This is a genomic window from Mycobacterium sp. IDUB_19 (assembly GCF_055419445.1).
Genome location: NZ_JBVAXR010000009.1, coordinates 42,427 through 62,437, shown reverse-complemented (window position 1 = coordinate 62,437; position 20,011 = coordinate 42,427). Strand labels below are relative to the sequence as shown.

Below are 20,011 nucleotides of genomic sequence, written 5' to 3'. Positions count from 1 at the left end.
GCCCGGTGCGGCCCAGAATGCCCGTCGCTCAACGGCAGTTTCAGCACTCCGCGGTGATCTTGAAGTCCGTGGTGATGACTTTGTTGGGATTGCTGTTGTTGATGCCGTAGGCGCTGCCGGAGATCGTGTACGCATTATTGGTGACGTCGACGTGCCCTTCACCCACCCCGCCTTGCCAGAAGCTGCCGGTGAATCCGTCGATGTTGCGGATCTTCACCCACTGCGGGATGACCCGAGATGCGCTGAACAACACCACCGCTTCGACCTGGCCGTCACGGTCACGGATGTCGATCGTCCGGTAGGACTGCAACTGGCTGCACGCGGGCGGACGTGCCGCATGGGTGGCGCCGCCGATCGTCAGGTGCGCGGCGGCACGCGGCGTCGTCTGGGGCTCCGCGCAGCCCGCGACACTGGCGGCAAGGGCAAACCCGACCGCGACCAACCTGTACTGCATCACTTGGCTCCTTTACTGCTGCTTCGGCATCAACCCGGGCAGCGATTTGGCGATGCGGCCTCGGACGAACTCCGGGCTCAGGCCCTTGAGCAGGTCGATGATGCGAATGCTCTTCGGTACGTACCAATGCAGCCGCTTCGGGTTGTGGTAGGCCTGCCATGCCGCTTCGGCCACGCTGGCCGCCGGCATCAGCCGCAGCATCCCCTTCTTGGGCGCGGTGGCGCGCAGCTCGTCAGCGGTCATTGGCGCGCCGCCATCGGCGGAGTGGTTCGGCGTCGTGGTCAGGATGGCGGTGTCGATCAGACCGGGCAGCACGTCGGCGACGCGTACGCCGTGGCGCTGCCATTCCACGCTGAGTGCCTCGGTCAGTCCTTTGACCGCATGCTTGGTCGACGAGTAGACCGCGATGCGCGGCATGCCATAGGTCGCCGACGACGATGACGTCGAGAACATCAGGCTGCCGGGAGTTTTCTTGAGGTAGGGCAGTGCGCCGTAGGCGCCGGTCAGCACGGCTTTGTAATTCACCTCGACGACACGCATCGTGGCCTCGTAGGGCACGTCCTCGAACCAGCCGGATTCGCCGACCCCGGCGTTGTTCCACATCATGTCCAGCCCGCCGCCGGCATTGTCGGCACAAAAGTCTGCCAGGGCGCCGTCCAGGTCCGCCTTGACTGTGACGTCGACGGCGCGGGTCCACAGGCGCTCGTCGCCAAGCTCCCGGACGAGGGCCGCCAGACCGTCAGCGTTGCGGTCCACGGCTGCGACCCGCCAGCCCTTCGCGTGGAAGAGCCTGACCCCTTCCCGGCCCATGCCACTGCCCGCGCCAGTGATGAAGACCGATTTGACATCCCTGTTTCCGGAGCCTGGCATACAAGCCTTCCTTGTCAGCCCGCCTCGACCACATCTTTGATGCGGTTCAGCGTCTTGGTCATATCACGGACGTTGCGGCGCTTACGCAGAAAGCCGCCAAACAACCAGTAGAGGCCGAGCCACGGTGCCGGGCTGAGCCGGAATGACTCGGTCACGTCCGTGCCGGCGCCCGACGGCGCCAAGCGATAGTGCCAGTTGTTGACCGGTCTGTCGTTGAGAACGACCGCGAATCCGAATTCACGGCCGGGTTCGCATGCCGTGACTTCGCAGGTCGTCCAATAAACCGGTCCGATCTCGTTTCTCTTGACGTGGCCGCGGAATTTAGCACCGAGGGCCGGGCCTGTCGCATCACCCAACCACTCGGCTTCAAAGACCTCCGGCGAGAACTTTCCCGTGTTGCGGACGTCTGAAATCACGTTCCAGATCTTGTCCGCAGGTGCCGCCATATGTACTGTTGCCGAACCTTCCATGGCCCGATCCAAACACATGCTCGGTCGTGAACCTAGGCCGCGACCGGTTTGATCATCAGTGCGGGACGGCGGCCTGGATCAGCCCGTTGATGAGCTCCTTGATGCCCTGCGCGGGGTGCGAGTACCACCCGATCGGGAGGCCAGACTGAGTGCCGCACTTCGGCCAGGGCTCCACACCCTGGTCAGCGAAAAGCCGGTTGGCAACCGCGATTTGCTGTTCACGAGAGGCTGCGGCAGGATTGCCGACACCGCCGTATTGGGCCCAGGTGGCCGGCTTGAATTGCAGCCCGCCGTATTCGCCGTTTCCGGTGTTGGCTTGCCAGTTGCCTCCGGACTCGCACTGCGCGATCGCGTCCCAGTTGGGGGTCGGCGCCGCACCGGCCTCGGCGGTCGCCGGGCCCAGGGTCGCTGCGATGAATCCGCCCACGATGGCGTACTTGACGAGAGGCTTCCCCAAGTTTCTCATGTCAAGCAATTCGGCATGTGTGTAGAAAGCGTTACCGATTTGATTGATTCGCGAGATAAGATTTTTATGGCATTTCTATGGCAATGAAATCGGCACGTCACCCGCCCGCGACGACACGCTGCAACTAGTCAATTAAGCGCAATAAGACTGCGTCGCCAGCGATAAGGCCCGCTGATAGAGGCTGTCGAGCTGGTGAGCACGTATAACGACAGCCCGCGCGGCGTCGAGTTGCGGCCTGCACGCCGGCGCGTGCAGGAGGTCCCAGTGGGCCACGATCTCACTCATCATGGTCTGGTTGAGGACGTCGATCTCCGACCGTGACGCCGACAGGTCGGGCGAACCAGCAGGCGCGTTCGACGGGTTGAGCTTCCAATCCGCGAAGCGGGTGTACTCGATTGCTTCGGTGGCGTTGATCTGGTCATCGAACACCCGGGTGACGTAGGTCGGGTCGATGTGTTCACCGGCGGCATCGGCACTCAGCTTGTCGAGTTCTCCTTGCACGCGGCCCGGATCCTCAATGGCCCCATGCGAATTCCACTTGAACGCGGCGACCGGCTCGGCGATTTGCAGCCGTCGTGCGGCGGCATCGACCAGCTCCGTCAGTGTGCTGGTGTCGGCTCGTGCGGGCGTTGTCGGCAGCGTGGCGCCCGTCAGGGTCAGCACCGCGGCAAGAAAGGCCCTTAACGCGCTACTGCGCCTGACGATCGTCGTCAAGCGCAGTAGCGAAGTCCCGCGGTTCAGGCGATTATCCGCCGCCGCCGGGGGTAGCACCCAAGGTGTTCTGCAGGTCACCCTTCATCGCGTTGAGCTGGGCTCCCCAGTACTCCCAACTGTGGGTTCCGTAGTTGGGGAAGTTGAACACGGCGTTGTGGCCGCCCGCGGCGTTATAGGCGTCTTGGAACTTCTTGTTGACGCCGATCATGAAGTTGCTCTCGAGGAACGTAGCCGGCAAATTGGCACCGCCCAGTTCGTTCGGAGTCCCGTTGCCGCAGTACACCCAGAGCCGGGTGTTATTGGCGACGAGTTGGCCGACGTTGACCAAGGGGTCGTTGCGTTGCCATGCGGGGTCGCTATCTGGCCCCCACATGTCTTCCTTCTTGTAGCCGCCGGCATCGCCCATCGCCAGACCTATCCAGCTCTGCCCGGTGGACGGGCTGAGGTAGCCGGACAGCGAACCGGCGTAGACGAACTGAGCAGGGTGGTAGATCGCCAGATTCATTGACGATGCACCCGCCATCGAGATACCCACCGCGGCGCTACCGTTCGCCTTGACGCCCTTCTGCGACGACAGGTACCCGGGCAGCTCGCTGGTCAGGAACGTCTCCCATTTGTAGGTCGAGCAGCCGGCCTTCCCGCACGCCGGGCGGTACCAGTCCGTGTAGAAGCTCGACTGGCCACCGACGGGCATGACGATCGACAGGCCCGACTTGTAGTACCACTCGAACGCGGGAGTGTTGATGTCCCAGCCGTTGTAGTCGTCCTGGGCCCGTAACCCGTCGAGCAGGTATACCGCGGGAGAGCCGTCTCCGCCGCTCTGGAATTGGATCTTGATACTGCGGCCCATCGACGCGGACGGCACCTGCAGGTATTCGACGGGCAGCCCAGGTCGCGAGAATGCACTCGCGGTGGCCGCTCCGCCGGCAAGACCGATCAGACCCGGCAGGGCCACAGCCGCTGCCGCACCGACCAAAAGCCGGCGCCCCCAGGCCCGGATCTTCTCGCTCACGTCTGTCATACCTGTGCCCCTTGTCGGTTGCATGTCGTCGCGTGGTGCCCTCGCAGAATTTACCGTGTGAATAGGTCAAATGTCGATTGGGACGCGTTGTCATCTCGGTTTTGTTTCGGCGGCCGCCAAAAATGAACCGTGTGCGATAAGTGATCGGCAAAGCTCGCGCCCGGTTCCGCACCCCAATTTGGCACTCCGATCCGGGAAAACAGCAGGTAGACGGCCTTTGATTGAAACGAGGCGCGAGGCGAGTGGCATGCGACAACAAAGGCTACAAATGCTGTCTAATCAAGATGATCTGCCGATTTCGACACGCCCTACGGCGACGACCAATCGGCCGACGCGTTAGCTACGTTGACGCCTGGTACGGCGACGGACCACCCTCGGCGAGCCGGGGCTGCAGCTGTTGACGCTCTCGAAAATTAGTTCGATTCCGTCATCGGCCGCGCCCGCGCCCAGGTTTTCCCAGGATCTGATATCGGTGCAGCCGAACCCGCCACGACCGCGTAGGCTCTCTCGGAGCAAGCCGATGGAGACCGAACGCTAGCCCGGTCCGTTCCGGCCCTCTCGAATCACCGCACCAGCGGAATTCATGGTGCGCGATGGTTCGAAGGGCCTCGGAGTCCGGGACGATTGAGGTGCAAACTTTGGACACGGTACTAGGGCTATCACTGACGCCGACCACCTTCGGGTGGGTCCTCGCTGAGGGTCACGGCGCAGACGGCACCATCCTGGACCACCAGGAGTCGGCGCTGCACGCCGAGCACGGCGTGCCCGCTGTGAGTACCGCAGAACAGGTGGCACAAGAGGTCTTGCGGGTGGACGCGCAGGCCAACGCAAGCGACCATCATCTGCGCGTCATCGGGGTGACGTGGAACGACGACGCGACCGCCCAAGCCGCACTGCTGTTGGAGGCATTGACCGACGCCGGCCTCGACAATGTGGTGCCGGTTCGGCTGCTCGAGGCCGTCGAGACCCTGGCGCGGGCCATCGCTCCGATCATCGGGTACGAGCAGACCGCGGTCTGCGTTCTCGAACACGAGTGGGCGACCGTCGTCATGGTCGACACCCATGATGGCGAGACCCAAACGGTCGTCAAGCACATCAGCGGCGGCTTCGACGGGCTGCGATCCTGGCTGACCGGAATGTTCGACCGCAGCGGGTGGCGCCCGGGTGGCGTGGTTGTCGTCGGCGCGGACAGCGACATCGATGGATTCTCGTGGCAGCTCGAAAAAGCGCTGCCAGTTCCGGTTTTCGCGCAGACCATGGCGCAGGTGACCGTCGCGCGCGGCGCGGCACTGGCGGCGGCTCGAAGCACTGAGTTCACCGACGAGCAACTCGTCGCCCACACCAGCGAACCCGCGCCCGCCGCGCCTCCGCGGCGGCCCGGACACTTGTCCTACGCGGGGGCTGTGACCGCATTGGCCGCGGGCGCGGTCACCTTCGTCTCTTCGCTCGCAGTTGCCGTGGGTATTCAGCTCGCTCCCGACACGGGACACGCATCGGCGAAGCATTCGGTGCACGGACCGACGCCAGAAGTCGCCGAAGCCGCCACGCGTCCGGGTGCACCGCCAGCGGCCGTGCCACTCGCGCCGCAGCAGGCTGAACCGGTTTCGAAACCGGGCTCACCGGAGCAAGGTACTCCCGCCGAGCAGCAGCCCGACCCGAATGGCCCGCAGCCCTATTTGACCCGGATGCTCGAACACATACCGGGCGACACCGGCGATCCGACCACGCCGAGCGCACCGGAACAGCCGTAAGCTGCACGCGGCGGCCTGACGGCTCAATCGTCCTTGACGTGAACCGCGGTGAAAGTCAACGTCACGTCGTCGGCGACCTGTACCGAGCCCATCAACAGCGAGTACGGCTTGATGCCGTAGTTGGACTGGCGGACCGTGGATTCGGCAGACATTTTCCAGGATTCGCCGAGATCCTCTGTGTGCAAGTCGATTACGTGGTCGCACTGTTTGCCGCGGATCGCAAGCGTGCCGGTCAGCCGGTAGCCCTTTTTGGCCTTCTCGATGACGCCGGCGGTGAAGCGGATTTCGGGGAATCGGCCGGCGTCCAACGAGCTGAGCGCGTTCGAACGCACCAGGGCTTTCTCGGGGCCCGAGAGCCCCTTGAGGCCGCCCTGGCTGCTGACCACCTCGAACGAACCCGTCTCGACGACAAGCTCGGCCGCAACGGGATCGGCGCCCGCCCACCGCACCGTCGCCTGCCAGCGTGTCATTTCGATCGTGAGGCGATGGCCCATCCGCGCGGCACGGCCCTTGACGCCGGTACGAAGAAGCAGTTCACCGTCGGCAGCGTCCAAAGTCCACAAGTCGGTCACAGACCGACTGTATTCACATGGTCAAAACGGTGCGGTAGTGCGCTCGTCCCTGCTCCAGAGCCGCGTAGCCATCGGCGGCCTGCGACAGCGGCAATTCCTCGATCCACGCCCGCACCCCCGACAGCACAGCGAAATGCATTGTGTCTTCGACATCTTTCGATGTGCCGGACGGGTGGCCGGTAATACTGACCCCCGGTGTGATGAGCTGGACCGGACTGATCGGCAGCGGATCAGCGGTCACGCCGATGGTGATCAGTTCGCCCTGTGGCAGCAATCCGCCGACCGTGTCGGCCATCGCCGCCGAGTTCCCGGCCGTGCCCAACACCACCGTTGCGCCGCCCAGTGCCTGCAGCGCCGCGGCGACGTCACCGCTGGTGGAGTCGATGTAATGATGCGCGCCCAATTTCCGGGCATCGGCTTCCTTGCCGGTACCGCGTGCGATCGCTATGGTCTCGAAGCCCATTGCCCGCGCGAATTGCACCCCGAGGTGGCCGAGTCCGCCGACACCGAGGATCGCGACCCGGTCGCCGGGCAATGCCTTGGTATGGCGCAACGCGTTGTACGTGGTGACACCGGCGCAACCCATCGGGGCGGCCTCCACATCCGACAGCTCGGCGGGAATCCGGGCCAGCGCATTGGCCGGCACCGTCACCGACTGCGCGTAGCCGCCGGGGTACTGCCAGCTCGGAACCTTCATGTTCGCGCAGTGAATCAAGATGCCCTTGCGGCAGGCATCGCAACGGTTGCAGTTTCCGCCGAACCAGCCGACTGCGACACGATCGCCGACCGCGAAACCCTGCACGCCATCACCGAGTTCGGCTATGGTTCCGGCGATTTCGTGCCCAAGGGTGAGCGGCCACGTCATGTTCGGGAAGCCACCGCTGGCGAAGGCGCGGTCGGTACCGCACACGCCGCATGCCTTGACTGTCAGCCTTACCTCGTCACGGCCCGGTGGTGTCGTTTCGACCTCTGCCAGCTCCAAAGACCCACCAGGGGACTGCATTTGGACAGCTTGATGTGTCGGCATTGCTTACCCCCAGCCGAATCGGTACCTTAGTGCGCGACAGGGCATTCTCCAGCCCCATTGGTGTGATAGTCCACCCGCCAGTGCTTGATTCCATTGAGCCAGCCCGACCGTAGCCGTTCGGGTTTGCCGACCGATTCCAGATCGGGCATGGCGTCGGCGATCGCGTTGAACATCAGGTCGATCGTCATGCGCGCCAGGTTGGCCCCGATGCAGTAATGCGCGCCGGTGCCACCGAATCCCACGTGTGGGTTGGGATCACGCAGGATGTTGAAGCTGAACGGGTCCTCGAAGACCTCCTCGTCGAAATTGGCTGAGCGATAGACCATTACCACTCGCTGACCCTTTTTAATCTGCACGCCGGACAGCTCGTAGTCCTCGAGCGCTGTCCGCTGGAACGACGTGACCGGGGTGGCCCACCGCACGATCTCGTCGGCCGTGGTGACGGGACGCTCCCGCTTGTACAGCTCCCATTGCTCTGGGAAATCGGTGAAGGCCATCATGCCTTGGGTGATCGAGTTGCGGGTCGTCTCGTTGCCCGCGACCGCGAGCAGGATGACGAAGAACCCGAATTCGTCGTCGGAGAGCTTGTGCCCGTCGACGTCGGCCTCGATCAGCTTGGTGACGATATCGTCCCCGGGGTTTTGCGCCCGGTCGGCGGCCATCTGCATGGCGTACGTGATCAGTTCGACCGAGGCGCCCATGGCGTCGTTGCGGGCGAACTCAGGATCCATGTCGCCCACCATCTGGTTGGACCAGTGGAACAGTTTCATGCGGTCTTCCTGGGGCACACCCATCAGCCCGGCGATGGCCTGCAGCGGTAGTTCGCACGACACCTGTTCGACGAAGTCGCCGGAACCGGCAGCGGCGGCGGTCGCGACGATCTGACGGGCGCGCTCGTTGAGGTCGTCGCGCAACCGTTCGACGGCGCGGGGAGTGAAGCCGCGGGAGATGATTTTGCGTAGATGGGTGTGTTGCGGGGCGTCCATGTTGAGCAACACGAACTTGCCGGTCTCGCGCTGCTCGCGGACCGTGCCCTCGCGATAGCGGGGGAGGGCGGTGTTCTCCAGGCTGGAGAACACATCGCTGCGCCGCGAAACCTCTTTGACGTCCTTGTGCTTGGATACCACCCAGTAGCCGTCGTCATCGAATCCGCCGGAGCCGTTAGCCTGCTCGTTCCACCAGATCGGCGCGGTGCGGCGCAGCTCGGCCAGTTCTTCCACCGGCAGTCGCTCGGCGTGAATGTCTGGATCGGTGAAATCGAACCCCGGAGGGAGATTGGGGATCGGCTTGGTGGTCGGCTTGGTAGTTGACAAGGCCCACTCCTCGATACGAAGTCTTCTAGTCGTATGTCTTGTGCCAAATAAACCACTGCTACACCACCGTTGGGAAGCATTGACACAAGTTCGCCCGACCGAATTGCAACATGTTCACCGGCGATGAGTTCCGGGCATCACGCCGGTCTAAACGCACAAGCGGCAACGGCCAACCGAAAGGCACGAGCCATGCGCATCGTCTTGAGCGACTTCATGAGTCTGGACGGCGTGGTCCAAGCCCCGGGCGGCCCGGGGGAGGACACCGACGACGGGTTCGCGCACGGCGGATGGTCTTGAGCTAGTTCGAGCCGTACTTCGAACCCGAAACGATGGGGCCCGCCGTCGCCGAGACCATGGCCGACACGGAGGCACTCCTGTTCGGCCGGCGCACGTGGCAGGCGATGTCCCCCGCGTGGCCGGGCCGCGCCGGCGATCCGTTCGCTGGCCGGATGAACGAGATCCCCAAGTACGTGGCATCGCGCACGCTGATCGACGACGACCTGACCTGGCGCGGCTCGACTCTGCTTCCCGCCGATGACGCCATCGGGGCCATTCGCCGGCTGCGAGCCGACGACGGCAAAACTATTCAGGTCATGGGAAGTGCGTCATTGGCAGCACAACTGATCGCACACGACTTGGTCGACGAGTATCGGCTGATGATCGAACCCATCCTGCTCGGCGGTGGAAAACGAGTGTTCCCCCGCGACGGTCGGTCGCGCGCCCTCAAGCTGGTTGCGGCGACGACCACCGGGACCGGCGTCCTGATCTGTACCTACCAGCCGGTGCGCTGACGAAGGGGGTCGCGCAAAACCACCTTGTGGCGCGCGGCACAATCTATATGCTTTTGTCCAGGTCACCGGCACACCGACGGACCAGGTGACGCTCACGCGAAGGGGTGGAGCGCATGATTCGCGAATTACTCGGCGTCGCCGCGATCACGGCAGGCGCCGTCGCAGTCGCACCGTGTGCGGCAGCCGGTTACGAAGGCGACGTACCGGGGATGAACTATCAGGCCTCGTTGGGTGCGCCGTGCGACAACTACGAGAGCTTCATTTTCGGACGCGGCCCCAGCGGCCAGGCCGAAGCGTGCCATTTCCCGCCACCTAACCAGTTCCCCGCGGCGACCACCGGCTACTGGGTGATCTCGTATCCGCTGTATGGAGTCCAGCAGGCCGGGGCGAAGTGCCCGGGCCCGCAGTCGGCGGCACAGTCAGACCGCGGGCTTCCGATGCTCTGCCTGGGAGCCCAAGGGTGGCAAGAAGGCTGGTTCACCGGCGCAGGGTTCTTCCCGCCTTCCGGGTAATGATCATGCGCGAACGTCGGCCTGCGCAAAGTCCGATTCCTCGGTGGCTGCGCTTCGTGCTGATGTCTGACCGTGCCGGCTCGGCCTGGTACGTCGGGACCGGCTTCTTCTTCGCGCCGGTGCTCGCGGTGTTATCGCCGTGGCCAGACGTCACCGCCGCGCTCTGGGCAATTATCGGATTGACGGGGCTGTGGCTGGGGCTGCTCGGAATCGCGATGGCCGTGGGGTTGGCGCGGATACTGCGCTCCGGCGCCGAGATCCCCGAGGACTATTGGCGCACCCTGGTCAACTACTGACCCTCTAGAGTCGTATCAAAGTCCGCAACGATAGGAGACTCCAGTGGCGGTCAACCCCAAAGACGCCGTGGACGCGGTCAAGGACATCGCGACCAATGCCGTCGAAAAGGCTTCAGACATCGTCGAAAACGCCAGCGACATCATCCGAGGCGATCTCAAGGGCGGTGTCAGCGGCATCGTCGAGAATTCGATCGACATCGCGACACACGCCGTCGAAAGAACCAAGGAAGTCTTTACCGGCGGTAAGTACGAAGTCGACGACGAGTAGTCGCCGTCAGACGGTGGCAGCCTCGTTGAGCTCGTCGAGCCGGTTCGTCGCCTCCAGGTACTCCTGCACCCAGCGCTCGATCACGGTCGACGTCTTCTCCACCTTGTTGAACTGCCCGACAACCTGACCGACCGGGTTGAACGCCACGTCGACGGATTCGTTGGGGTACCTGTTGGTCGCCCGCACGGCCATGCCGGAAACCATGTACTGCAACGGCATACCGAGCGGTTTCGGGTTGTCCGGGTTCTCCCACGCCTCGGTCCAGTCGTTGCGCAGCATGCGGGCCGGCTTGCCGGTGAACGAACGGCTACGTACGGTGTCGCGGCTACCGGCCTTGACGTACGCGGCCTGCTGAACCGGAGTGTTCGAGGATTCCTCGACCATCAGCCATTGCGAGCCGGTCCATGCGCCCTGGCAGCCCAGCGCCAGGGCCGCGGCGATCTGCTGGCCGCTGCCGATGCCTCCCGCGCCAAGGACGGGGACCGGAGCCACCTCCTTGACGACCTGCGGCCACAGCACGACGGAGCCCACCTCGCCGCAGTGCCCGCCGGCCTCGCCGCCCTGGGCGATGATGATGTCGATGCCCGCGTCGGCGTGCTTACGTGCCTGCGAGGGGGAGCCGCACAGCGCGGCAACCTTGAGTCCGGCTTCATGGATGTGCTTGATCATGTCCGCGGGCGGGGTGCCGAGCGCGTTGGCGATCATCTTCACCTTGGGGTGCTTGAGCGCCACCTCGACCTGGGGCGTGGCTGTCGCCTCGGTCCAACCCAGCAGCTGCAGGGTGTCGCCGTCGCTGTCGTCAACCGGCACGCCGTGATCGGCAAGGATCTTCTTTCCGAAATCCAGGTACTCCTGGGGAACCATCGCCTGGAGTTGTTTGGTCAGCTCCTCGGCCGACAGGTTCGAGTCCATGCCCTCGTATTTGTTCGGGATCACGATGTCCACGCCGTACGGGTGGTCGCCGATGTTCTCGTCGATCCAGTTGAGCTCGATCTCGAGTTGCTCGGGGGTGAAGCCGACCGCTCCGAGCACGCCGAACCCCCCGGCCTTGCTGACCGCCACCACGACATCGCGACAGTGCGTGAAGGCGAAGATCGGGAACTCGATACCGAGTTCGTCGCAAATAGGGGTGTGCATTACAACTCCTGGGATGCTGGCCGAATTGGAACGTGTTCTAGTTTAGTACGCGCGCCCATGACGTGGCCAGTGGCCCCTGACTAGCGCGCTGCAACTACGACGCGTCGCTCCGGCGCGTCAGAACGCCAAGGTGCGGGCCACCCACAGGATCAGGAACGCAAGCATGCACCCGACACAGACGAGGTGATCGCGACAGACCGACCGTGCCAGGCGGCTTTGTTCGGGCACGCTATCGGCGCGATGGCCGAGCCGAACCGCGTCGGGAACCGTCTGCGTCAACGCCAGCATCGCCGGGATACCGCCAAGCCCGGCCGACAGCACCAGCAGCCAGGCTGGGTCTTGTTCCCGGGTTGCCTGAAAACCTAACGCGCCCAACAAAATCAACATCACCAGAGCGATCAGCCGGCTCATCGGCCGCGAGGTGGTGGTCGCGCGGTGGTAATAGCCCGCGATGGAAGCCAGTACGGGCTCGGGCAATTCCGCACCGGCGGATCGGTACCTCAGAACCTGGACGTCGAACATCAAATCCATCCACAAGACGGCGAAAAGGAACCCGCTGCAGGCCGTGAGCAGGGGAACCATGCTCATCCACCTCCGGGTCACTCACTGGCGCATTGTCTGGTTCAAACGCTACGAACTCAACGGCTCGAAGACGAACACCTGACGTGTGCCACTTCGCTTGACGTAAGTGTCGTGCGCCGGCCACATCTCGATGAGTTTCGCCATGTTTCGGTCTGCTTCGTCCGCAGTGGCCAGTCGCGACACAAAACTGGCCGTGACGCCGTCAATCTCGACGCGCGCCGTCGGTTCGGCGAGCAGGTTTTTTGGCCAACTCGACGCTGTCTGCAGACCGAAGTCCTCGCAGACGGCCACGAGATTCTTGCCGTCGCGCACGTAATACACCGGCACGGTTCGCTCTTTGCCGCTCTTTCTGCCGGTTGTGGTGAGGAGCATTGTCGGCATCGCGGGACCGCTTATCGACAGTCGACCCCGGCTCGCGTGGATCAGCGCCCGGTCCAGCCGCGAGCCGACGTGCTTGATGAACACCGAGAACCAGCGATAGTGGCCCAGCTGCCGCGTGACGCGAAGGTACAGCTCGTACACCTGGTTCGGCCGGTCCTGCGGCATTGCCCAAGAATCCCACGTCTTTGGAATTCGCGCGCTCGGCCCGCGAAATCACTTGCGCCACTTCTCTTCCAATGGTTTCGGCGGGGCATTTTGTGTCGGTGGGCGGTCGTATCATTCGAACATGAGTTCGATTTGCCCTGGGGAGATCCGGGACGACTACGACGCGTTGCGCGCCATAGTGTCTCGTATCCAACGGCATACTTATGATTCGCTGACCAACCCGGAACGCTTGGGGCTGTTGGAGATACTCGAACACCAGACGCGCCGACTCCAAGTTCCTGGCCACCAGCTGATCAACCAGATCGATCACCAAGCCACGCCAGTTGAACTAGGCGGACGACTCGCCAGCGCCTTGTCGGACCGGTTGCACATCAGCCGTGCCGACGCTGCACGACGGGTAGCCGAGGCCAGCGATCTGGGGCCACGGCACGCGCTGACCGGCGAGCAGTTGGAACCCCGGTTGCCGGCCACCGCCGCCGCGCTGCGCGACGGTGCCATCGGCTCCGGCCAGGTATCGGTAATTCGCGAGTTCTTCGCTCAATTGCCGCAGTGGGTGGACGTGGAAACCCAAGAATGCGCCGAACGACAGCTGGCCCACCAAGCCGCCCAGTTCAGGCCGGAGCAGGTACGCAAGCTTGCAGACCGGCTCGCCTATTGCCTCAACCCCGACGGCAACTTCACCGACGTCGATCGGGCGCGACGACGTGGGCTGACGCTAGCCAAGCAGGATGTCGACGGCATGTCGCGGTTTGGTGGCTGGCTGACGCCGGAAGCGCGCGCCACGTTCGAGGCCGTCCTGGCGAAATTGGCCGCTCCCGGGATGTGCAACCCTGACGACCCCACCCCCGTCATCAACGGCGCGCCGGGGGAGGAGGCGATCCAGCATGACTCCCGGTCGACAAGCCAACGCAATCATGACGGACTGCAAGCCGCACTACGCGCGATGTTGGCGAGTGGAGAACTGGTTCAGCACAACGGGTTACCGGTAACAATCATCGTGACCACGACGCTCGAAGAACTGGAAACCGCGAGCGGCACGGCGCTCACTGGCGGCGGCACTCTGCTACCCATGAGCGACGTCATCCGCATGGCCCGGCACGCGCACCATTACCTTGCGATATTCGACAAGGGCCGCGCGGTAGGCCTTTGTCACGGAAAGCGATTGGCATCTCCTGGGCAACGAATTGTGCTCTACGCCAAGGACCGTGGCTGTTCGGCGCCCGGCTGCGACGTACCCGGCTATCTGTGCGAAGTCCACCACGTCGACGACTACGCCGCATGCCTGACGACCGACATGGACAACCTCGCGTTCGCCTGCGGGTCCCACCATCGGTTGGTCAAGCCCGGGGGCTGGAACACTCGCAAACGCGCCAACGGCGACACCGAATGGATCCCACCGCCCCACCTTGACCGAGGCCAGCCGCGCGTCAACACCTTCCACCACCCCGAGACGTTGCTTAGCGGTGACGACTCTTGATCCGCTCCGTCGGCAGCAGGTAGCGTAGTGCTGCCAATTACGAAACGGTCCGTAGCGTAATAGGATTTCCCCGTCCACCGAAAGGATCGGCTCGATGCGCAGCCCCTACTCCGGCCGCCCTTTCACCACGTCAACGCCGGAGATCGCGGCCGCCTTGGCGGACGTCAGCATTCCCACGCTGCTGCTGTCGCTCGTCCACATCACCGGCGACCCGCGATTCATTCGCGACTACAAACAGATGGGCATCTTCCTCAACGAGGTGCAGGGATTCATGTCGGAGGAGGACAAGGCCCGCGCCCGCGCCGAGGCGCTGACCGTGATCAGCGAGTATCGCGACCGGGGATGTCCCGAGCCCGAACCGCTGAGCCCGGAACTGATCAGGGAAATGATGGACTGGGCGGCCTGCGAGCACGTTCCCGACGACTACCTATCCCTGGTCGCCGAAGAACTGGACCTCGACGGCGTCGACCCGCGCCGGCCGGCGGCGATACCCGCCGAGCGCGCAGCCGACGTCCCGGTCCTCGTCGTCGGATGCGGGGAATCCGGACTGCTTGCCGGCGTTCGGCTCAAACAGGCCAACATCGGATTCACGATTGTGGAGAAGAACGCCGGCCCGGGCGGAACATGGTGGGAGAACAGCTATCCCGGGGCTCGCGTCGATGTGGCGAACCATTTCTATTGCTACAGCTTCGAACCCAACAATGACTGGACGCATTTCTTCGCCGAGCAGGACGAGCTGCAGGACTATTTCACCCAGGTGATGAAGAAGCACGACCTTGCCGAGCACATCCGCTGGAACACCGAGGTTCTCGCCGCCGAATGGAATGACGACGAGGGGATGTGGAGCGTTTCGCTGCGCGACGCCGACGGGCAGACCAGCACACTGCGGGTACGCGCCGTGATCACCGCCGTCGGCCAGCTCAATCGGCCACAGATCCCCGAATTCGACGGCGCCGAAAGCTTCGAGGGCCCGTCGTTTCACTCCGCGGCCTGGGATCACTCGGTCGACGTCAGCGGCAAGCGGGTCGCCCTGATCGGTGCCGGCGCCAGCGGCTTCCAGATCGCACCCGCCATTGCCGCCGACGTCGAACATCTCACCGTGTTCCAGCGGACCGCCCAATGGATGTTCCCGAACCCGATGTACCACGACGAAGTCGGTGACGGTGTGCGCTGGGCAATGCGCAACCTGCCGTTCTACGGACGGTGGTACCGGTTCCTCGTCCTGTGGCCCGGCTCGGACAAGGGCCTCGACGCGGCCGAAGCCGATCCGAGCTATGCCGACCAAGACGCGGCGGTGAGCGACATCAACGCCGCCGCCGCAATGATGTTCTCCCAGTGGATCACCAGCCAGGTCGGCGACGACCACGAACTGTTGGCCAAGGTGATGCCCGACTATCCCGCCTGCGGCAAACGGACCCTGCAAGACAACGGCAGCTGGCTGCAGACACTGCAGCGCGACAACGTCGAACTGGTCCGCACCCCGATCCAAAGGATCACCCCAGCCGGAGTCGTCACCGAAGACGGCGTCACGCACGAGGTCGACATCATCGTCTACGCAACCGGGTTCCGGCACACCGACGTGTTGTGGCCACTAAAAGTGACCGGGCGCAACGGAATCGACCTGCGCGAGATGTGGGGGAGCCGACCGTATGCCTACCTGGGCATCACGGTTCCGGATTTCCCGAACTTCTTCATCATCTACGGGCCCGGAACCCACCTGGCCCACGGCGGCAGCCTGATCTTCCAGTCCGAGCTGCAGATGCGCTACGTCGATCAGTGCCTGCAGCGATTGGCCGACGCAGACGTGCATTCGATGGAGCCCAAGTCCGAAGCCGCCACCGACTGGCATCAGCGGACGCAGGCCCAGATCAAGAAAATGGTGTGGTCACACCCCGCGGTCAAGCACTCCTACTTCAAGAACGCCGACGGGGAGATCCATACCGTTAGCCCGTGGCGCCTCAACGAGTACTGGGCGGCGGTCCGCGAGCCTGACTGGTCTCAATTTATTGTGCGACAAGGAAAGTGAGCACACCACTATGCGCACGGTAGTCGTCGATGGACCCCGCAACATCCGGGTGGACACCCGTCCCGATCCCGCACTTCCCGGCCCCGACGGAGCGATCGTCGAAGTCACCGCCGCCGGCATCTGCGGATCCGACTTGCATTTCTACGAGGCCGATTTTCCGATGACCGACCCGATCGCCCTGGGCCACGAAGCGGTTGGCACCGTGGTCGAGGTCGGGCCCGAGGTGCGCACCGTCAAGGCCGGCGACCAGGTCATGGTCTCGTCGGTGACCGGCTGCGGCACCTGCCCGGGATGTGCCACCCGCGATCCGGTCATGTGCTACGCCGGTTTTCAGATCTTCGGCGGGGGCCTGCTCGGTGGTGCACAAGCCGATCTCCTCGCCGTGCCGGCCGCCGATTTCCAGCTGCTGAAGATGCCCGAGGGAATCAGCACCGAACAGGCTCTGCTCCTTACCGACAACCTCGCCACCGGCTGGGCGGCGGCGCAGCGCGCCGACATTCCGGTCGGCGGCACCGTGGCGGTCATGGGCTTGGGCGCGGTCGGCTTGTGCTCGCTGCGCAGCGCAATTTTCCAGCGCGCCGCAACGGTTTTCGCCGTCGATCAGGTCGACGGCCGCTTGGACCGTGCCGCCAAATGGGGTGCGACGCCGGTCAAAGCGCCGGCCCTCGAGGCGATCATGGCGGCCACCGGCGGACGTGGTGCCGACGCGGTGATCGACGCCGTCGCCACGGACGCCTCCCTAACCGACGCGATCAACGCGGTACGGCCGGGCGGCACAGTCTCCGTTGTCGGTGTGCACGACATGAATCCGTTTCCCCTCAACGCCCTGGGCTGCCTGATTCGCAGCACGAGCTTGAGATTCACCACGGCGCCGGTGCAACGGACCTGGCCGGAATTGATCCCGCTGCTGCAGTCCGGCCGGCTCGACGTCGACGGCATCTTCACCACGTCATTGCCATTGGACGAAGCCGCCAAGGGGTACGCGACCGCGGAGTCGCGTTCGGGCGACGACGTGAAAATCCTGCTGAAGCCTTAGTCACCGGCGCGCTGCGCGTCACGGCGAACGTGATTCGCCAGATAGCGCAGGGGCCGCATCGGACGGCGCCTCACCGACGCGAGGCACATCACCGGCCAGCCGTGTGCCGCGGCAGCGGCGGCCAAGCCTGAGCGGGGGTTCACCGGTCGCGGATAGCCGACGACGGACATCGACGCCGCATCCTCGTCACCGTCGGCGTAGAAGTAACTATGTTGCACCGCAACGTCATTGTCCGTGCAGAACTGCTGCACCGCGGCTGCCTTCGTCGTGCCCCACACAACCGGTTTGAGGATTCCGCCGGTCAGCCGGCCAAGGTCGTCGAGCTCGAAACGATTGCACTGCACGTTGGAGATCCCGAGAAAGCGGGCGACCGGCAGCGCCTGAATCGAGAGCGCCGATGAACTCAGTACAACGGTATGCCCGCGCTCCTGATGCGCTTGCACGATTTCACGCATGTGCGAATACAGCCGCGAGGCAACACGTTCGACGAACAACCGCTCGCCCAGCTCGTCCAGGTCGACCAGTGACTCGCCTTGCAGATAGCCCGCGGCCCGCACGATGAGGTGTTCGAATTCGAGGCGGCCGAATCGATATCGCAGCGCGGCTTCGAACACGCCGACGAGCTCGCCCATCCCGACCTGGCGGCGCCGGATCCGGTCACCGACGTGAACCGCAGCGGTGAAGCCGTCGACCAACGTCCCGTCGAGGTCGAAGAACGCACCGACCTTTGGTCCCGGTGAACTGGCGGCGATCTCGGCAATGGCATCGTCGGGGGAGAGCATCGTCATCGTCGCCACGTCGACTCCGTCCGTTACCGGGTTGCCGCTATGTACTGCGAATGCATGAAACTGTCGATCTTCACGTCGACGTCCGGCGGCGTCATGCCGTAGCCGGCCTGCAAATCGAGGGTGTTGCGAACGGGCTCAACGCTCCAGCCGTGTGCCGCCAGCCATTCGGCGGGATCGCCCTTGGGCTCGTAGGTAAGCGCGGAGAAGTCCACATCACCGGACACGTTGACGCCGGGGTGGTTGGTTTCCAGCGCTTCGAGCTGATCGTGGTCCAGCCGCGATCCCAGTGCGCCGATGGCGATTCGGCTGCCGGGAGCACTAAGCCCGCTGATCCGGGTGAAGAGCGTGTTTTGGGCTTCATCGGTGAGGTAGGGCAATATCCCCTCCACCGACCAGGCACTGGGCCTTTCGGTGTCGAAGCCGGCCGCTTCCAAATCCCTGGACCAGTCGGTACGCAGATCGGCAGCGACCTCGACCCGCGACGCCTTGGGTACCGCGCCATGCTCGCCCAGCACACGCCCCTTGAATTCCAGGACTTTCGGCAGGTCGATTTCGAAAACGCTTGTTCCGTGCGGCCATTCAAGGCGATATGCGCGAGAGTCCAATCCGGCAGCCACTATTACTGCTTGCCGTATACCCGCGTCACCCGCGGCTGCAAAGAAATCGTCGAAGAAACGTGTTTGCACGCCATACAGGCGCGGGAAGGCGGTCTCGTCGTCATTGGTTCCCGGATTGGCAAGCACACCGGCCAAATACGGGTCCTGTGACGCCTCGATGAATACCTTCGCATAGTCGTCGCGGACCAGCGGTTGCGCGCTGACCGCGTGCAGCGCGCGCCATCCCGCCACCAGAAGGGCGGTATAGCCGACGCTGCTGACGATGTCCCACTGGTCGTCATCGGAACGGAGCGAGCCGAATTCAGGCCCGGATTCAGGCGCGGTGCCCATGGTCGCCCCTCCTAGATCGATCGGCCACAACGCGCCGACATATCAAAGGTACCTGCGCGGACTTGCTCAGAGCTCAAGAAACACCGTTACCGGTCCGTCGTTTACCAACTCGACCTGCATATTCGCGCCGAACACGCCGGTTTCGACGTGGGCACCCAACCCGCGCAAAGCCTCCGCGAACGCCAAGACCAATGGTTCGGCGACCGTTCCGGGTGCCGCGGCGTTCCAGGATGGCCGGCGGCCCTTGGCGGTATCGGCGTAGAGCGTGAATTGGCTGACCACCAGGATCGGCGCATCGACGTCGGCCGCGGACCGCTCTTCGGCGAGAATACGTAGGTTCCAGAGCTTTTCGGCAAGGCGGCGCGCCTTGTCGACATCGTCGCTGTGGGTGACGCCCACAAACGCCAGCAGCCCCTGGCTTTCGGGCCGGATGGCACCCACCACCTCGCCATCGATGGATACCGCCGCTGACGAGACCCGTTGCACCAGAACCCGCATACTTCGATGCTGCCAGGCCGGATGGGTACGCTCGTCAGGTGTCTGTCCTAGTCGCGTTTTCCGTCACCCCGCTCGGCGTCGGCGAGGGTGTCGGCGAGATCGTTGCCGAAGCGGTTCGGGTGGTGCGTGATTCCGGTCTGCCCAACAAGACGGATTCGATGTTCACCGTGATCGAAGGCGACACCTGGGAGGAAGTGATGGCGGTCGTGCAGCGCGCCGTCGAGGCCGTGGCCGCTCGAGCCCCCAGGGTCAGCACCGTGATCAAGGCGGATTGGCGAGTCGGCGCCCAGGATGCCATGACGCAGAAAGTCGCCACGGTCGAGCGCTACCTCGCCGACGGTTAGCTGGTGCTGCCGCCCGGCCGGGCGAGCGCGCGCTGACGGCTTCGCGCGTGCGTCCGGGGCGGCCTCGACCGGCGTGTCCCCGCCATCAGCACACACTCGACGCCA

The 20,011-nt window shown here is 64.2% G+C and carries 24 protein-coding genes; 9 read left to right on the top strand and 15 right to left on the bottom strand.

The features are described from left to right. Positions 1 to 40 precede the first annotated feature (40 nt). From ACZY0B_RS10090 to ACZY0B_RS10065, 6 genes are all read right to left on the bottom strand, one after another. A complete protein-coding gene (locus tag ACZY0B_RS10090) occupies positions 41 to 454 on the bottom strand; it encodes a lipoprotein LpqH (protein ID WP_463763958.1) in 414 nt (137 codons plus the stop codon). Positions 455 to 466: 12 nt separating this feature from the next. Then, positions 467 to 1,324 carry an SDR family oxidoreductase gene (locus ACZY0B_RS10085; RefSeq protein ID WP_463763957.1) on the bottom strand — a complete coding sequence of 286 codons (858 nt, stop codon included), beginning with the start codon at positions 1,322 to 1,324 and terminating at the stop codon, positions 467 to 469. 14 nt (positions 1,325 to 1,338) lie between these two features. Next, a complete protein-coding gene (locus ACZY0B_RS10080; protein ID WP_463763956.1) occupies positions 1,339 to 1,812 on the bottom strand; it encodes an SRPBCC family protein in 474 nt (157 codons plus the stop codon). A 37-nt stretch (positions 1,813 to 1,849) separates the two neighbouring features. Next, a complete protein-coding gene (gene rpfC, locus ACZY0B_RS10075; protein ID WP_463763955.1) occupies positions 1,850 to 2,260 on the bottom strand; it encodes a resuscitation-promoting factor RpfC in 411 nt (136 codons plus the stop codon). A 132-nt stretch (positions 2,261 to 2,392) separates the two neighbouring features. After that, positions 2,393 to 2,965 carry a chorismate mutase gene (locus tag ACZY0B_RS10070; protein ID WP_463764043.1) on the bottom strand — a complete coding sequence of 191 codons (573 nt, stop codon included), beginning with the start codon at positions 2,963 to 2,965 and terminating at the stop codon, positions 2,393 to 2,395. A gap of 40 nt (positions 2,966 to 3,005) precedes the next feature. After that, the gene (locus ACZY0B_RS10065; RefSeq protein ID WP_463763954.1) at positions 3,006 to 3,995 is read right to left on the bottom strand and encodes an esterase family protein; all 990 of its coding nucleotides are present in this window, start codon (positions 3,993 to 3,995) and stop codon (positions 3,006 to 3,008) included. Between the two features lie 638 nt (positions 3,996 to 4,633). Here ACZY0B_RS10065 and ACZY0B_RS10060 point away from each other — a divergent pair. Continuing rightward, positions 4,634 to 5,746: a DUF7159 family protein gene (locus tag ACZY0B_RS10060; protein WP_463763953.1), complete on the top strand. Its 1,113-nt coding sequence runs from the start codon at positions 4,634 to 4,636 to the stop codon at positions 5,744 to 5,746. A 23-nt stretch (positions 5,747 to 5,769) separates the two neighbouring features. On the opposite strand, the gene ACZY0B_RS10055 is transcribed toward ACZY0B_RS10060, so the two are convergent. From ACZY0B_RS10055 to ACZY0B_RS10045, 3 genes are read right to left on the bottom strand one after another with little or no spacing between them, the layout of a single operon-like run. Then, positions 5,770 to 6,318, bottom strand: coding sequence for a YceI family protein (locus ACZY0B_RS10055; protein WP_463763952.1), 549 nt, complete (start codon positions 6,316 to 6,318; stop codon positions 5,770 to 5,772). 13 nt (positions 6,319 to 6,331) lie between these two features. Beyond that, on the bottom strand, positions 6,332 to 7,345 hold the full coding sequence (locus ACZY0B_RS10050; RefSeq protein WP_463763951.1) for an alcohol dehydrogenase catalytic domain-containing protein: 1,014 nt from the start codon (positions 7,343 to 7,345) through the stop codon (positions 6,332 to 6,334). A gap of 26 nt (positions 7,346 to 7,371) precedes the next feature. Continuing rightward, complete coding sequence (locus ACZY0B_RS10045) at positions 7,372 to 8,658, bottom strand: cytochrome P450 (RefSeq protein ID WP_463763950.1); 1,287 nt, start codon at positions 8,656 to 8,658, stop codon at positions 7,372 to 7,374. Between the two features lie 329 nt (positions 8,659 to 8,987). Here ACZY0B_RS10045 and ACZY0B_RS10040 point away from each other — a divergent pair, with 329 nt between their 5' ends. The 4 genes from ACZY0B_RS10040 (at position 8,988) to ACZY0B_RS10025 (ending at position 10,525) form a co-directional block, all read left to right on the top strand. After that, positions 8,988 to 9,449 carry a dihydrofolate reductase family protein gene (locus tag ACZY0B_RS10040; RefSeq protein WP_463763949.1) on the top strand — a complete coding sequence of 154 codons (462 nt, stop codon included), beginning with the start codon at positions 8,988 to 8,990 and terminating at the stop codon, positions 9,447 to 9,449. 113 nt (positions 9,450 to 9,562) lie between these two features. Further along, positions 9,563 to 9,961 (top strand): hypothetical protein, encoded by a 399-nt coding sequence (locus tag ACZY0B_RS10035; RefSeq protein ID WP_463763948.1) that lies wholly within the window; start codon positions 9,563 to 9,565, stop codon positions 9,959 to 9,961. Beyond that, entirely contained in the window at positions 9,961 to 10,257 is a 297-nt protein-coding gene (locus tag ACZY0B_RS10030) for a hypothetical protein (protein ID WP_463763947.1), read from the top strand. Before ACZY0B_RS10035 ends, ACZY0B_RS10030 begins: the two co-directional genes overlap by 1 nt. A gap of 43 nt (positions 10,258 to 10,300) precedes the next feature. Then, positions 10,301 to 10,525, top strand: coding sequence for an Rv1893 family protein (locus tag ACZY0B_RS10025; protein ID WP_463763946.1), 225 nt, complete (start codon positions 10,301 to 10,303; stop codon positions 10,523 to 10,525). A gap of 6 nt (positions 10,526 to 10,531) precedes the next feature. On the opposite strand, the gene ACZY0B_RS10020 is transcribed toward ACZY0B_RS10025, so the two are convergent. The 3 genes from ACZY0B_RS10020 to ACZY0B_RS10010 form a co-directional block, all read right to left on the bottom strand. Next, positions 10,532 to 11,662: a nitronate monooxygenase gene (locus tag ACZY0B_RS10020; protein ID WP_463763945.1), complete on the bottom strand. Its 1,131-nt coding sequence runs from the start codon at positions 11,660 to 11,662 to the stop codon at positions 10,532 to 10,534. 117 nt (positions 11,663 to 11,779) lie between these two features. Then, positions 11,780 to 12,244 (bottom strand): hypothetical protein, encoded by a 465-nt coding sequence (locus tag ACZY0B_RS10015; RefSeq protein ID WP_463763944.1) that lies wholly within the window; start codon positions 12,242 to 12,244, stop codon positions 11,780 to 11,782. Between the two features lie 48 nt (positions 12,245 to 12,292). Next, on the bottom strand, positions 12,293 to 12,790 hold the full coding sequence (locus tag ACZY0B_RS10010; RefSeq protein WP_463763943.1) for a nitroreductase family deazaflavin-dependent oxidoreductase: 498 nt from the start codon (positions 12,788 to 12,790) through the stop codon (positions 12,293 to 12,295). A gap of 121 nt (positions 12,791 to 12,911) precedes the next feature. Between ACZY0B_RS10010 and ACZY0B_RS10005 the strand changes: the two genes are divergently transcribed. From ACZY0B_RS10005 to ACZY0B_RS09995, 3 genes are all read left to right on the top strand, one after another. Further along, complete coding sequence (locus ACZY0B_RS10005; RefSeq protein WP_463763942.1) at positions 12,912 to 14,267, top strand: HNH endonuclease signature motif containing protein; 1,356 nt, start codon at positions 12,912 to 12,914, stop codon at positions 14,265 to 14,267. Between the two features lie 94 nt (positions 14,268 to 14,361). After that, on the top strand, positions 14,362 to 16,293 hold the full coding sequence (locus tag ACZY0B_RS10000) for a flavin-containing monooxygenase (protein WP_463763941.1): 1,932 nt from the start codon (positions 14,362 to 14,364) through the stop codon (positions 16,291 to 16,293). A 10-nt stretch (positions 16,294 to 16,303) separates the two neighbouring features. Beyond that, positions 16,304 to 17,329, top strand: a complete 1,026-nt coding sequence (locus tag ACZY0B_RS09995; protein WP_463763940.1) for an alcohol dehydrogenase catalytic domain-containing protein — start codon at positions 16,304 to 16,306, stop codon at positions 17,327 to 17,329. Here ACZY0B_RS09995 and ACZY0B_RS09990 read toward each other — a convergent pair. The 3 genes from ACZY0B_RS09990 to dtd form a co-directional block, all read right to left on the bottom strand. After that, positions 17,326 to 18,117 (bottom strand): HAD-IB family hydrolase, encoded by a 792-nt coding sequence (locus ACZY0B_RS09990; RefSeq protein ID WP_463764042.1) that lies wholly within the window; start codon positions 18,115 to 18,117, stop codon positions 17,326 to 17,328. The genes ACZY0B_RS09995 and ACZY0B_RS09990 overlap by 4 nt on opposite strands. A gap of 23 nt (positions 18,118 to 18,140) precedes the next feature. Next, a complete protein-coding gene (locus tag ACZY0B_RS09985; protein WP_463763939.1) occupies positions 18,141 to 19,064 on the bottom strand; it encodes a class I SAM-dependent methyltransferase in 924 nt (307 codons plus the stop codon). A gap of 66 nt (positions 19,065 to 19,130) precedes the next feature. After that, positions 19,131 to 19,562: a D-aminoacyl-tRNA deacylase gene (gene dtd / locus ACZY0B_RS09980; RefSeq protein WP_463763938.1), complete on the bottom strand. Its 432-nt coding sequence runs from the start codon at positions 19,560 to 19,562 to the stop codon at positions 19,131 to 19,133. A gap of 38 nt (positions 19,563 to 19,600) precedes the next feature. Between dtd and ACZY0B_RS09975 the strand changes: the two genes are divergently transcribed. Continuing rightward, on the top strand, positions 19,601 to 19,906 hold the full coding sequence (locus ACZY0B_RS09975) for an MTH1187 family thiamine-binding protein (protein ID WP_463763937.1): 306 nt from the start codon (positions 19,601 to 19,603) through the stop codon (positions 19,904 to 19,906). Positions 19,907 to 20,011: the final 105 nt, after the last annotated feature.